The 13,292-nt window shown below is 38.4% G+C and carries 12 protein-coding genes; 7 read left to right on the top strand and 5 right to left on the bottom strand.

Annotated features, from left to right (window positions below; genetic code table 11):
• Positions 1–132: 132 nt before the first annotated feature.
• On the top strand, positions 133–702 hold the full coding sequence (locus tag I7H67_RS13955) for a TetR/AcrR family transcriptional regulator (RefSeq protein WP_198308129.1): 570 nt from the start codon (positions 133–135) through the stop codon (positions 700–702).
• A 69-nt stretch (positions 703–771) separates the two neighbouring features.
• Here the strand turns inward: I7H67_RS13955 and I7H67_RS13950 are convergent, their stop codons facing one another.
• Positions 772–1,635, bottom strand: a complete 864-nt coding sequence (locus I7H67_RS13950) for a metal-dependent hydrolase (RefSeq protein ID WP_198308128.1) — start codon at positions 1,633–1,635, stop codon at positions 772–774.
• Positions 1,636–1,742: 107 nt separating this feature from the next.
• On the opposite strand from I7H67_RS13950, the gene I7H67_RS13945 reads away from it, so the two are divergent.
• Positions 1,743–2,360 (top strand): TetR/AcrR family transcriptional regulator, encoded by a 618-nt coding sequence (locus I7H67_RS13945; protein WP_198308127.1) that lies wholly within the window; start codon positions 1,743–1,745, stop codon positions 2,358–2,360.
• A gap of 325 nt (positions 2,361–2,685) precedes the next feature.
• Here the strand turns inward: I7H67_RS13945 and I7H67_RS13940 are convergent, their stop codons facing one another.
• On the bottom strand, positions 2,686–3,288 hold the full coding sequence (locus I7H67_RS13940) for a TetR/AcrR family transcriptional regulator (protein WP_198308126.1): 603 nt from the start codon (positions 3,286–3,288) through the stop codon (positions 2,686–2,688).
• 110 nt (positions 3,289–3,398) lie between these two features.
• On the opposite strand from I7H67_RS13940, the gene I7H67_RS13935 reads away from it, so the two are divergent.
• From I7H67_RS13935 to I7H67_RS13925, 3 genes are all read left to right on the top strand, one after another.
• Positions 3,399–4,496, top strand: coding sequence for an alkene reductase (locus tag I7H67_RS13935; RefSeq protein WP_198308125.1), 1,098 nt, complete (start codon positions 3,399–3,401; stop codon positions 4,494–4,496).
• Between the two features lie 28 nt (positions 4,497–4,524).
• Positions 4,525–5,574 (top strand): alpha/beta fold hydrolase, encoded by a 1,050-nt coding sequence (locus tag I7H67_RS13930; protein WP_198308124.1) that lies wholly within the window; start codon positions 4,525–4,527, stop codon positions 5,572–5,574.
• Between the two features lie 91 nt (positions 5,575–5,665).
• Positions 5,666–6,673 carry an alpha/beta fold hydrolase gene (locus tag I7H67_RS13925; protein WP_013197029.1) on the top strand — a complete coding sequence of 336 codons (1,008 nt, stop codon included), beginning with the start codon at positions 5,666–5,668 and terminating at the stop codon, positions 6,671–6,673.
• A gap of 71 nt (positions 6,674–6,744) precedes the next feature.
• Here I7H67_RS13925 and I7H67_RS13920 read toward each other — a convergent pair whose 3' ends face one another.
• On the bottom strand, positions 6,745–7,362 hold the full coding sequence (locus I7H67_RS13920; RefSeq protein WP_198308123.1) for a TetR/AcrR family transcriptional regulator: 618 nt from the start codon (positions 7,360–7,362) through the stop codon (positions 6,745–6,747).
• A gap of 78 nt (positions 7,363–7,440) precedes the next feature.
• Here I7H67_RS13920 and adeD point away from each other — a divergent pair, with 78 nt between their 5' ends.
• Positions 7,441–8,565 (top strand): multidrug efflux RND transporter periplasmic adaptor subunit AdeD, encoded by a 1,125-nt coding sequence (gene adeD, locus I7H67_RS13915; RefSeq protein WP_198308122.1) that lies wholly within the window; start codon positions 7,441–7,443, stop codon positions 8,563–8,565.
• 9 nt (positions 8,566–8,574) lie between these two features.
• Positions 8,575–11,688 carry a multidrug efflux RND transporter permease subunit AdeE gene (gene adeE, locus I7H67_RS13910; protein ID WP_198308121.1) on the top strand — a complete coding sequence of 1,038 codons (3,114 nt, stop codon included), beginning with the start codon at positions 8,575–8,577 and terminating at the stop codon, positions 11,686–11,688.
• A 76-nt stretch (positions 11,689–11,764) separates the two neighbouring features.
• Here adeE and I7H67_RS13905 read toward each other — a convergent pair whose 3' ends face one another.
• Together I7H67_RS13905 and I7H67_RS13900 are read right to left on the bottom strand one after the other, a co-directional pair.
• Entirely contained in the window at positions 11,765–12,370 is a 606-nt protein-coding gene (locus I7H67_RS13905) for a nitroreductase family protein (protein WP_198308120.1), read from the bottom strand.
• Positions 12,371–12,407: 37 nt separating this feature from the next.
• Positions 12,408–13,190 carry an SDR family NAD(P)-dependent oxidoreductase gene (locus I7H67_RS13900; protein ID WP_198308119.1) on the bottom strand — a complete coding sequence of 261 codons (783 nt, stop codon included), beginning with the start codon at positions 13,188–13,190 and terminating at the stop codon, positions 12,408–12,410.
• Between the last annotated feature and the right edge of the window lie 102 nt (positions 13,191–13,292).

Here is a 13,292-nt window from a genome sequence, read left to right as displayed (position 1 = left end):
ACGATCAAAAAACTTAATCAACAATAAAACTTGAGATGTGCCAAGCACAGTCTTTACGGCTTTGCTGTGCCTTTTTTTCTCCCAAAAAAGTATCTCGTTTACATACAACAAGAATTTTATAACGGTAAAACTATGCGACATTTAGTGATCTCACCACGTGCCATACAAGTCGTAAATAAATCAATTGATCTGTTTCACCACCACGGGTTTCATACGGTTGGAATCGATAGAATCGTGAAAGAATCTCAAATTCCCAAAGCGACTTTTTATCATTATTTTCATTCTAAAGAGCGGTTTATCGAAATCTGTTTGAACGTTCAAAAAGAGCGCTTAAAAGAAAAAGTAGTATCAATTGCTGACTACGACCAAGGTGCAGATGTGATGGATAAACTTAAAACACTTTATCTTTTACATACCGATTTAGAAGGGCTGTACTACTTATTATTTAAAGCCATTTTTGAAACGAAACTGACCTATCCCAAAGCCTATCAAATCGCAGTGAAGTATAGAACGTGGCTACTTAATGAAATCTATAGCCAACTTATAAAACTAAAAAACGATGCGACTTTTCAGGATGCCAAACTATTTTTATATATGATTGAAGGCGCGATTATTCAGCTTTTAAGCTCAGATAAAACAGGGGAGCGAGAGATGATATTGGAATGTTTTTTGAAGCAGTTTAAATTTGGCGAGCCTATGTAATCTCTATACATTTTTAAAGAGAATCAAGTCTGAAAAAGCCCTCAGATGAGGGCTTTATATATTGCTTTTCTAGCTTAGAGACTCTTTCAAAAAACCTTGTTGGCCAAATAGCTTTTCTCGAAATTCGGCTTCTAATTGCTCGGTTTGCATGTGTAAAGGATCAAAACTTTCTTCTCTGACATCAAGCATATCGACAAATGCTTTAGATAAAATTCCTAAGCGATTGATTCCGCCAAATCCTAAATAAATACCATCTTTCAACTGTTTTAAGGTGAATCTAATATCTTTTCTTTTCAAAATTTTTATCCAATATTCAAACATAATTGGCATGATAAGTTTTGCAACTCTAGCTAAAGCAGCTTTTCTGTTTTTGCTATAATTTCCTCCTATTGCATTTAATACATCAAATGCGACCGATTTATGTTCAAGTTCTTCGAGTGCATGCCACTCCCAAAGATTTCTGCTCTCTTGCGTGGTTTTTTCTTTAATTAACTGGTCTGTGAGTAATAGGCGAGCGAGTGTAGCTGTATAGTGTTCCATTACTACCGTCGCAGCTACTTGTTCGACTGTTGAAAGTTTACGTAATTTATCCAATCGTGCTTTGGTTTTGGCCTCAATCTCTATCACTTCAGGATAATTAGAATGGATGAGATGATTGTTTAGTGTTTTATGTTCACGGCTATGAAAGGCTTCTTGAGCAATAAAGGCTCTGATATCTTCTAAAAGTTTTTCATCTTTAATTTGATTTCGAACGTTTCTGATACTTTCAATAAAGAACATTTCACCCGGAGGAAACATGGCGGAAAGCACAACGAATAAAGACGTAACGACAGGATTTTCTTCGTAATAAAAAGAGTAACTTTTATTCGCATCGTAAGAAAGTTCAACATTACGACGAACAATTTTTTGATGTGTAGCGAGAGCTGTATTCATTTTTTTAACTCATCTTTAAAAAATAATTGATCAAATTTTGATTTCCATTAGAATTTATCAATGAATTTATACGGAAAAAAGACGGATTTTTATAAGGATAAAAAGCAATGGTAACTATAAGAAAACCAAAACAAAATAGATCTAAAAATACATTTGATTCTATAGTGAGTGCAGGATTTATATCTGTTATGAAGAATGGCTTAGACCACACAACTGTACTTAAAGTGTGTGAGATAGCAGGTGTAGGATCGGGGAGTTTTTATGAATATTTCAAAAATAAAGAAGCACTTTTTATTGAAATGCAGCAGCACTTTATTATGGAAATATCAAAAGTCATTTATGACGTAATTCCTGAAATTTTAGACTTAGAGATTCCTGAAGCAATCAGAAGAATTTTTTTAAAAATCGGTGAGTTTTTGGCGAAGGATAATAATAAATATTTTTATTGGCTCAGTGTTTCTTCTAAATATAGTACTGAAGCAAGTCATGTAAAAGCTGTAAAAGCGATTAATGTATTGGCGATTGAATATGCCATGAAGCATCCTGAAGTATTAAAAATCAAAAACTTAAAAATGATGGTTTATATTTTGATTCATTCAAGCATTGCTTTAACGATGAACTTTTTTGCTTCACAAAATATGGGTTTCACTTTTGAAGAGTTAGTTGACTGCTTAATTAATATTACGATGTCATACATAGAGGATGATAGAAATAAGGTGGTTTAATTTTCTGTTTGAAAATTTGTGTTTTTTAGCCCCCTAAATGCATTTCAAATTAAAGGCTTCCAACGATTCATATTGAAAAAATAGAATTGTATGGAAGCCTAAAAATTTAAAACTTAGAATGTATTTTGAATAATGACATCGTCGTAAGGAAGTTTATTTATTTCTAATCTTGAGTTGAAATGAAAAGTTAAGAAACAATAAAAGTAAGAAAAACTAAGTAGTTATTTCCATTCAACTGAAATCCTTATTAGCTGTCCAAGCAAAACCACCTTAATGAATTAAGTTGAAATCAAAAAAAATAATTTCAATTATAGAATCATTAAAATTAGTTTCTTAGAGCTTTTAAAGCTACTTCTACACTTTCGTATAGGTTTTGAATAGGCACATTATCTTTTGCTTGAATCGTAATGCCAAACAGTATCATGCCAAAGTAATCTGCTAATACATCCGAGTTTAAGCTTTCAGCTACATCGCCATCTTTTTGACCTTGCTCAAGTCTCGCTTTGATGAGAGCAACAGTCTTTCTCCGCTCATTACTTAAGATCTCTTGCACATTTTTACTTTCAGATGAACCTGATAATGCTGCGGATACGACTAAACAACCGGTTTTATCAGGCTTGCTATAAAATTGGTCAATCGTTCTGATTAACAAATTTTTAATGCCTTCTTGAGCTGTTAAAGACTCTTGAAGTGCCTCAATTCGATAATTACCAAAGCTTTTTACATAATAATCAACAGCTTCAATAAACAACTTTTCTTTATTTCCAAAAGAAGCATAGAGACTTGGCGGATTGATTTCCATCTCTTTTGTCAGGTCATTAATCGATGTTGCTTCATAACCATTTCGCCAAAATAGATTCATCGCTTTGTCTAATGCAGCATCTCGATCGAAATTACGAGGGCGACCACGACCTGCGGTTTTGTTCATTATACTCTCCATTTTATATCGATCACTACAAAAAACGTTGACTGTATTTTAGCATGATTATATAGTGATCACTACATAAATAATCTTATCCATATTTTAAGGGCTAAAAAATGAATCACAAATTATTTAATCCAGTGATTGTGGGCGATGTTAAACTCAATAATCGTATTGTTATGGCACCAATGACCAGATCAAGAGCAGCACAGCCTAACGATGTGCCGACCGAACTCAATGCACTTTATTATGGTCAACGTGCAAGTGCAGGTTTAATCATTACTGAAGGCACACAAGTTTCTGACGTAGGTAAAGGCTATTCTTTTACACCTGGTATTTATTCAGAAGAACAAATCAAAGGCTGGGCATTAGCGACTCAAGCTGTACATGAAAAAGGCGGAAAAATTGCTGCTCAGTTATGGCATGTAGGGCGTATGTCGCACTCTTCATTGCATATTAATCACGAGCAACCGATTGCACCATCTGCAATTCAGGCCAAAGCATCTGTATTTATTGCCAATGAAAAAGGTGAAGGGGCAATGGTACCTGCCGAGATGCCAAGAGCAATGGATTTAGATGATATTCAAAACGTTAAACAGGAATTTATTCAAGCTGCTCAAAATGCCGTGAAAGCCAACTTTGACCTAGTTGAAGTTCATGCTGCAAATGGTTATTTGTTTGACCAGTTCTTATCTACAGATGCGAACCAGCGTACTGATAACTATGGTGGTTCTGTCGAAAATCGTGCACGTTTCTTATTAGAAACAGTCGATGCATTGATTGAGGCAATTGGTGCTGGCCGAGTAGGTGTGCGTTTATCACCTTGGGGAACGATTAATGGCATGACAGACCAACAACCCGAAGAAATTACGCTTTATTTAGCTGAACAATTACAAAGAAGAAATATCGCTTATATCCATTTGGCTGAGTGGGACATGCTTCCACATGGTGATACTTATCCAGAGGGTTTCAGAGAAAAACTACGTTCTTTGTTCACTAATACATTAATTGTTTGTGGAAATTACTCACTCGAAAGAGCCGAATCTATTCTTGGTAAAGGATTAGTAGATGCGGTGGCATTTGGTCGTCCTTTTATTTCTAACCCAGATTTAGTAGAGCGTTTACAGTCAGGTCATTCTTTAGCACCAGCAAAATCTGAATATTTCTATGGTGGCGATGCAACGGGTTATACCGACTATCCGACTGCTCAATAAGCTCACTCTATAAATCAAGGCTAAGAAAATGAATAAATTTTTTAAAGTAATGACTTTGTCCGCAGCAATTGGTGTATTGGGATTAAGTCAAGCAAATGCAGAATATGACCCAAACTTAAAGTCGATAGATACGCCACCAGCCGTTTCACAGCAAATGTTTAATAAAGTGAAATCTGAGGGGCTAGGCCAATATGCTTATGCAAAAGGTTTATCTAGTAAGTTTATCGAGTCTGAAGGTGTAAAACTTCATTACGTTGAAGGTGGATCTAAAGGCACACCGATTGTATTTATTCATGGTTTTGGTTCGACATGGAAAATGTGGGAACCAGTCATGCTTTCTTATATGAAAGACCATAAAGTGATTGCAATTGATTTACCGGGTTTGGGGCAATCATCTCCCATACTTAACGATGATTATTCGGCAGAAAATACCTCAAAAATCTTGATTGGTGCGATTAAAAAAATTGCTGGTAAAGGGCCAATCTATTATGTCAGTCACGATTTAGGTAATTCGGCTTCTTATCCACTGGTTGCCAATAATCAGGGCTATATCAAAAAAGTAGTATTTATGGACTCGCCAATTCCAGATCGTGCGATGTTTGGATATCCGGGATACACACTTGATGGTCCAGGTCTGGGTTGGCACTTTGGTTATTTCAGCTTTGGTGATATTGCTGAAAAGCAAATTGCACATGATCCAGATTTATTTTTCTCGTACTTTATTAAAACTTATGCAGGTAAAAAAGACATTTTTACGCCTGACCTCCTTGCTGAGTTGATTGAGCCATATTCGACTCGAGATAAATTAAAAGCAGCTTTTGGTTATTACCATTCTCATGCTGATTCAGTTCGTCAAAATGAAGCATTACTTGCTAATGGTAAAAAGTTAACCATACCTTCTATGGCGCTTACCGGCCAAAAAGGCGTAAATGATGTTTTGGTTAAAGAGATGCGAGCAAGATTTGTAGCTGATCCAGCCCAATACACAGCCATTATCTTGCCAGATACAGGACACTGGATGGTGGAAGAAAACGCTGAAGGTGTCGAGAAAAGTTTATCCAAATTTCTATTTAAATAATCCGTAAAACTTTTACATTCGAATCGATCTTGAACTCGGATGTAACTCAGCTAAAACATCCTTATTCCTATTTGTTCGAGAGAAATGAAAGATGAAAAATAAACTGCCATTCTTGTCTTTATTTTTTGCTTGTCTTACTGCATCAACAGTCAGTTCTGCAAATAATGTGTATGGAGAGCATTTAGAAGGATTTAAATATCCTTATCCGCTCCAATATTTTAACTTCTCATCCCAACAGCAAAATTTAAAAATGGGATATATGGATGTTCAACCCCAAAAACCTAATGGGCAAACAGTGGTGGTTTTGCATGGCAAAAACTTTTGTGGTGCAACTTGGGAAGAAACCATTAGTTTTCTAACACAAAATGGCTATCGGGTGATTGCTCCCGATCAAATCGGTTTCTGTACTTCTAGCAAACCAGATCATTATCAATATAGCTTCCAACAGCTTGCGCAAAATACACATGCTTTATTGGATAGGTTAAAGATTAATAATCCTATTTTGTTAGCACATTCCACAGGGGGAATGTTGGCTACTCGCTATGCGTTGATGTATCCCAAACAAACAAAATTATTAGCAATGATTAATCCGATTGGACTAGAGGATTGGAAAGCAAAAGGAGTTCCATATCGTAGTGTTGATCAATGGTATCAGCGCGAATTGAATTTAAGTGCTGAGTCAATTAAGGCTTATGAGTCAAAAACGTATTATGGAGGGGAATGGAAGCCAGAATATGGTAAATGGGTTGATATGCTGGCTGGATTAAATGCAGGTAAAGGACATGAGAAAGTCGCTTGGAATTCAGCACTTATTTACGACATGATTTTTACCCAACCTGTCTATTATGAGTTTCCTAACATTAAAGTACCTACTGTGCTTTATATTGGGACTGATGATACCACTGCTATTGGAAGTGATATTGCCCCACCTGAAGTTAAACAAAAAATTGGTCAATACAGTGTTCTTGGTAAAGAAGCTGCCAAAAGGATTCCAAATGCTGAATTAATAGAATTTGCCAATATGGGGCATGCTCCACAAATGCAAAATCCCAAAAAATTTCATGAGGCTTTGATTAAAACCTTACAGAAATATAATTAATTTTCTCTTTAATATTATTTTATTACAGGCTTATTCATTAATTTAAGTTTAAGGAATAAGCTCTGAAATATCTATTCTTTATATTGCCATGCTTTTAAAAAGGTTTGGCAAACCTCTTCATTTAACTGCTGTAGCTCTTGAGGAGTCGGAATGTTTCCGCTAATCAGCGTAGCTGGATAAGCATATCCCATTACAGCACCGAGGAATGCTTTTGTTGCTTCCTCTGGCTGATCAATTTTAACAATGCCTGCATTGTGTGCTGTTGCAAGAATATCGGTTAACGATCTTTTAATATTTCCTTGAGTACGCTGTTGAATTTTTGGAAGAATTTCCTTCATTTCAACTAATGCAATAATCAGCAATCTTTGCAGACGAATGACGTCAATATTATAAAAATGATTTTGTACAGCCTGCCCAATTTCTAAGAGTAATTGATCTAGGCGCTTATTTTTTAATTCATGTTGTTCAACAAAAGGCACTTCCATTTCTGTTTTTAAATGATCAAAAACTTCAATAAGTAGAGCTGTCTTAGTTGGGAAATGGTTATATAAAGTTTGTCGATTTGTTCCGGCTTTAGCTGCGATAGCTTCTAAACGAACTTCTAATCCATGCTCAAGAAATAGTGCACGCGCTGCTGCAAGGATAGTAGGGCGAATTCGAGAAGGACGACCTGGAGATTTTTTTAACATATGAGGATTTCTTGCACATCTTATTTATTTACTTTACAGTAAAGTAAATAAATTGTCTATAAGTCTGGGGTCCCAGATATGTTTGTTTTTAATTTTTTACATCGTAATGCTTTGTGTTTATTGCCTTTGCTACTTTTTTTGAATGGCTGTGATTCTGATCAGCCTGTGACTAAAAATATTCAACAGGTGGGCATTATCACTATAAAACCAGAAACAATTGAATCTACCTATCAATTGGCTGGAAGAACAGTTGCCTCTGAGATTTCTCAAGTGCGGCCACAAGTGAATGGAGTGGTTGTTGAGCAATTGTTTAAAGAAGGCTCTCAGGTAAGTAAAGGCCAACCCCTTTATAAAATTGATTCTTCACTTTATCGGGATAGCGTTGATGAGGCCGTGGGCAATCTTGCTCTCGCTAAAGCAACAGTCAATTCGACTCGTTTGCAAGCCGAGCGTTATAAAGAATTAATTAAGGTAAATGGCGTGAGTCAGCAAGAGCTTGATAATGCTCAAAGTGCATACCAACAAGCAAAAGCCACCGTGACAGTAAATGAAGCCCTACTGAAAACGGCACGAACTAATTTACGTTATACGCAAGTTACTGCGCCTATTTCAGGACGGATAGGGCGCTCTTCGATTACACGTGGAGCTTTAGTCACGTCTGCTCAAACAGATCCTTTAGCAACGATTCAAAAACTGGACCCCATGTATGTCGATTTGACCCAGTCGAGTGACGAATACATGGCGCTGCGCAAACAGCTTACTGAAAATGGAATAAAACCGAATGAACTTTCAGTACGTTTACAGCTCGAAAATGGCACGAACTATGCGGAACAAGGAACGTTTAAGTTTAGTGATATTGCAGTAGATGAAGCCACAGGAAGTATCACGTTACGTGCTGCGTTTTCCAATCCAAATAATGCTTTATTACCGGGAATATATGTTCGTGCGGAACTTGGAACGGGCACACGTCCTAACAGCATCTTAATTCCTCAAGGTGCGCTGTTCCGAGATACCGAGGGAAATCCTCTTGTTTGGGTTGTTGGAAAAGATAATAAAGCCGAACAACGAAAAATTACTTTAGGGAGTGCGATTGATAATCGTTGGTTAGTGACCTCTGGCTTGAAAGCGGGAGATCAAGTCATTGTTGATGGTCTGCAAGGTTTAAGTGCCGGCATGACGATTGAACCTACCCCCATGAGCTGAGGATGCCCTATGTTGTCGAGTTTTTTTATTGCACGACCTATTTTTGCTTGGGTCCTCTCTATTTGTATTATGGCATTGGGGACGATTTCGATTTTAACGTTACCTATTGAGCAATATCCTGACATTGCACCACCGGGTGTAAATGTCACTGCAAATTATCCGGGCGCATCGGCCAAAACTGTTGAAGACAGTGTTACCCAGATTTTGGAGCAACAAATTAAGGGTATTGATGGTCTCCTTTATTTTTCATCGAGTAGTAGTTCAGCGGGTCAAGCACGCATAAGTCTTAGTTTCGATCAAAATACCAATCCAGATACTGCTCAGGTGCAGGTGCAAAATGCTGTGAATCAGGCGCTGAGTCGATTGCCTCAAGAAGTTCAGCAGCAAGGGATCACTGTGACAAAGTCACAGGGTGATAGTTTATTAGTCTTTGCGCTTTACGATGAAAATGGTACGAGATCTTCTGTCGATATATCTGACTATATGGTGAGTACACTGCAAGACCCATTAAGTCGGGTCGATGGAGTAGGTGAAATCACTGTATTTGGTGCTCAATATGCAATGCGTATCTGGCTTGATCCTCATAAATTAAACAGTTATGGATTAATGCCGTCAGATGTTAGAACCGCCATTGAAGCACAAAATACGCAAATTACTGCGGGAGAATTGGGCGCATTACCCACGCGTGATGGGCAGGCTCTAAATGCAACAGTAACAGCATTATCTCGGCTACAAACCGTGAGCCAATTTGAAAATATTATTTTGCGGACAGAAACAAATGGTGCGGTTGTATTACTTAAAGATGTTGCCCGAGTCGAGCGGGGTGCAGAGAGTTATCAGACGTCTACACGTCTGAATGGAAAGCCAGCTTCGGGTATGTCTATTCAGCTTGCATCTGGTGCCAATGCATTAGAAACCGCTGAGCGAGTTAAAGCTGAGGTCGCACGATTAACTGCCTCTATGCCAGCGGGTTTAAAAGTTGCATACCCACGCGACAGTACGCCATTTGTAGAAGCTTCGGTAAATGGAGTGATTAAAACTTTAGCTGAAGCAATTGTTCTCGTCATTATTGTCATGTTCTTATTTTTGCAGAGCTGGCGTGCGACTTTAATTCCGGCAATTGCAGTCCCAGTTGTATTGTTAGGAACATTTGGTGTGTTGAGCGTACTTGGCTATAGCATTAATACACTGACTTTGTTTGCGATGGTACTCGCAATTGGTTTACTGGTAGATGACGCGATTGTCGTTGTAGAAAATGTCGAGCGGGTTATGCATGAGCAAAATCTTGATGCTCGGCAAGCTACCTTAATTTCAATGCAAGAAATATCTGGTGCGCTCGTGGGTATTGCAATGGTACTCGCAGCAGTATTTTTACCTATGGCATTTTTTGGTGGCTCAGTCGGGATTATTTATCGGCAGTTCTCGGTAACGCTCGTATCGGCTATGGTACTTTCTGCAATTGTTGCTTTAACACTTTCACCTGCGCTATGCGCAACATTACTCAAACCTGCAAATGAAAAACATAAGCAGAGAAAATTTTTTACTTGGTTCAACCGTAAAGTAGAGCAAGGTCAATCAGGCTACCGTACAAAGCTGCTTGCTGTTTTAGGCAAGCCCAAAATATTTATGATCATATTCGTGGGTATTACAGCTTTGTTAGGTTGGCAATATACGCGTATGAATACGGGGTTTTTACCCCAAGAAGACCAAGGCTCGGTTATGGTTCAATTTAGTACGCCTGTAGGCACGACATTAGCTGAAACAGAAAGGGTTGGTAATCAGATCGCAGATTATTTCTTGACGAAAGAAAAGAATAATCTCAATGTGATTTTCATGGTGATGGGTAGAAATAACGCAGGCAGTGGGCAAAATGTGGGAATGGCATTTGCTGGACTCAAACATTGGGATGACCGAGAAGGTAGTGAAAATACAGCCGAAGCTGTGATTGCTCGCGCAAATGCACATTTTAAGTCACTGCGTAACGCACGTGTTCAGGTACTTTCACCCGCTGCTGTAAGAGGCCTTGGGCAATCAAGTGGTTTTGAACTTTGGTTGCAAGATGCTGAAAATAAAGGACGAGATGCTTTGATTGCTGCACAAAATAATGTGTTAAAAGCAGCAAATGCTGATTCTGGCCTAGCAGCAGTACGTTTGAATAGCTTAGAAGATAAAGCCCAGTTACAAGTCGATATCGATCAAAGAAAAGCCAGCGCTCTTGGTTTAGCCCAAGCTGATATCAGTAATACCTTATCTTCTGCTTGGGGCGGATCTTATATTAATGACTTTATTGATAGGGGACGTGTTAAGCGAGTTTATTTACAAGGCGAAGCGAACTATCGTTCTTTACCTCAAGATATTGGGCAGTGGTATGTTCGTGGCGCTACTGGTCAAATGACACCATTTTCTAGTTTCTCTTCTGTGAAATGGCAAATGGGGCCTCAAATGTTGCAACGCTTTAATGGTCTTTCAGCCGTCCAACTTCAAGGCTCTGCTGCAACAGGTGAAAGTTCTGGCGGGGCTATGGATAAAATGCAGCAGTTAGTTGACCAGCAACAAGGCTTTAATCTTCAGTGGAGTGGATTGTCTTATCAAGAGAAGTTAGCGGGTGGCCAAACGATCTGGTTATATTTGGCTTCAATCATCTTTATCTTTTTATGTTTGGCAGCACTTTATGAAAGCTGGTCTATTCCTGTCTCTGTCATGTTGGTTATTCCTTTAGGTCTTATTGGCGCTGTAGTTGCTGCAAGTCTGGCAGGTTTTGTTAACGATATTTACTTTCAGGTCGCCATGCTTACCACCATTGGACTTTCTGCCAAAAATGCTATTTTGATTGTTGAATTTGCAGCAGCCAAATTGGAGGCTGGTCAGGCATTAATGGACGCCATTATTGAAGGTGCGGGTCAGCGATTACGGCCAATTATTATGACATCTCTGGCTTTTGTTGCAGGTGTTCTACCATTGGCTGTATCTACAGGAGCAGGAGCTGTGAGCCGAAAAGAAATTGGTATAGCCGTAACGGGCGGTATGATTTCGGGAACTCTACTTTCTATTTTCTTTGTGCCTTTATTTTTTCTTTTAGTTCGTCGTTTAACCAATAAGTTAAATGCCCAAAAGGCAAAATGATTTTACAAAACAGAATGTCTTTAACAATTAGACCCTCATGCTATAAGAAGCATGAGGGCCTAACTCCACTAAAAACTTAGAATGTATTTTGAATAATGACATCATCGTAAGGAAGTTTGCCCACACGTGGGTAAGGCTGAGAGGCTGACTTACCAACTGCAATCATTAAACACACCACATGGTCTTCAGGTAAGTTAATCAGCTTAGCCATTGCGTCAAAGTCAAAACCATCCATAGGGCAACTGTCTAAACCATGCTCTTGAGCAAGTAACATTAAAGTTTGAGCAAAAATACCAGCACTACGCATAACTTCGTCACGTTGGGTTTGTGGACGGTCACGGTAATATTGATCAATCGCACCTACCATAATATTTTGCACTTCTGGAGTCGCGCCATCCCACACGCGTTTAGCGTCGGCTTCCCACGAGCTTACTTTTGCGCATAACACAATGAGTAAAGAAGCCTCGGTAACTTGTGGTTGATCCCATGCAATGGTGCGAATTTTTTGTCTTAACTCAGCATCTTCAATCACAACAGGGCGCCAGTGCTGCAAATTAAACGCACTTGGAGTATTTGCTAAAACTTCTTGTAATAACTGTTTTTTATTATCGTCAGAAAGTTGAAATGCAGGGTCAAAGCGTTTAACTGCACGGCGGTTACGGATGGCATCAATAACATTCATAAGATTTTCCTACTTGAGAATTGGGTAGCGGTACTCGTTAGTTTTTATAACGTTGGGCTACATCAGCCGAAGAAAAGTTTGGTAGTAATGTGATACGTGATTTTTCAAAATTATTCCATTGATTTTCGTCTTTCAGCACAGGAATTGTGATCGTTTCTTTACGGTCAAAACCAATCAGAGCCGCATCGACCAAATCATTCACTTCCATTAATGGTGGGACTTGGCTTAAGTCGATGCCTGAACGTTCCCAAATTTCGGTTTTAGTTGCAGATGGCAATACGGCTTGAACATGCACGCCATGATCTTTTAACTCTAAATATAAGCCTTGGCTAAAAAATTGGATGAAAGATTTACTTGCGCCATAAATGGTCGAACCAAGTTCAGGAGCTAATCCAAGCACTGAACCTAAATTAATAATGGCGCCTTTACCTTTGCGTAGAAGGGGTTGCGAAATTGCATGAGACAACCGAACAACTGCTGTCATGTTTAAAGTTATAAGTTTTTCAATGTCTTTAATATCTTGAGTCAAAAAGTTTCCGTTCAGTGCAATCCCAGCGTTATTGACCAAAATTTCAATATCAGCATCGTTTTTAAGTACATCTTCAATTTTAGTGATGTCTTCATCTTTTGATAGATCGGCTTGAATGAACTCGACCTGTACACCGTATTTTTCTTGAAGGTCTTTTGAGATTTTATCTAAGCGGTTGGTGTCTCGTGCAACCAAGATTAAGTTATGGCCACGTTGAGCAAATCGGTCTGCATAGACAGAACCAATTCCTGACGAAGCTCCTGTAATAAGTACTTTTGATTGAGCTGACATGTGATGTCTCCACGCTTTAATTTTTAGATGATGACTATAATCTAAAATATACAAGTTTTGATGTCAACCATAATCAATGTATAATTATGACCAGTCGGGTGA

The sequence above is a fragment of the Acinetobacter sp. ACIN00229 genome (assembly GCF_016106645.1).
Lineage (GTDB): Bacteria > Pseudomonadota > Gammaproteobacteria > Pseudomonadales > Moraxellaceae > Acinetobacter > Acinetobacter oleivorans.
This window is presented reverse-complemented; position numbering and strand designations above follow the sequence as displayed.

What these genes read in the sequence shown, in the direction of transcription:
- I7H67_RS13955 (WP_198308129.1), top strand. Translation starts at nt 133, where the DNA reads ATGCGACATTTAGTGATCTCACCACGTGCCATACAAGTCGTAAATAAA.
- I7H67_RS13950 (WP_198308128.1), bottom strand. Translation starts at nt 1,635, where the DNA reads ATGAATACAGCTCTCGCTACACATCAAAAAATTGTTCGTCGTAATGTT.
- I7H67_RS13945 (WP_198308127.1), top strand. Translation starts at nt 1,743, where the DNA reads ATGGTAACTATAAGAAAACCAAAACAAAATAGATCTAAAAATACATTT.
- I7H67_RS13940 (WP_198308126.1), bottom strand. Translation starts at nt 3,288, where the DNA reads ATGAACAAAACCGCAGGTCGTGGTCGCCCTCGTAATTTCGATCGAGAT.
- I7H67_RS13935 (WP_198308125.1), top strand. Translation starts at nt 3,399, where the DNA reads ATGAATCACAAATTATTTAATCCAGTGATTGTGGGCGATGTTAAACTC.
- I7H67_RS13930 (WP_198308124.1), top strand. Translation starts at nt 4,525, where the DNA reads ATGAATAAATTTTTTAAAGTAATGACTTTGTCCGCAGCAATTGGTGTA.
- I7H67_RS13925 (WP_013197029.1), top strand. Translation starts at nt 5,666, where the DNA reads ATGAAAAATAAACTGCCATTCTTGTCTTTATTTTTTGCTTGTCTTACT.
- I7H67_RS13920 (WP_198308123.1), bottom strand. Translation starts at nt 7,362, where the DNA reads ATGTTAAAAAAATCTCCAGGTCGTCCTTCTCGAATTCGCCCTACTATC.
- adeD (WP_198308122.1), top strand. Translation starts at nt 7,441, where the DNA reads ATGTTTGTTTTTAATTTTTTACATCGTAATGCTTTGTGTTTATTGCCT.
- adeE (WP_198308121.1), top strand. Translation starts at nt 8,575, where the DNA reads ATGTTGTCGAGTTTTTTTATTGCACGACCTATTTTTGCTTGGGTCCTC.
- I7H67_RS13905 (WP_198308120.1), bottom strand. Translation starts at nt 12,370, where the DNA reads ATGAATGTTATTGATGCCATCCGTAACCGCCGTGCAGTTAAACGCTTT.
- I7H67_RS13900 (WP_198308119.1), bottom strand. Translation starts at nt 13,190, where the DNA reads ATGTCAGCTCAATCAAAAGTACTTATTACAGGAGCTTCGTCAGGAATT.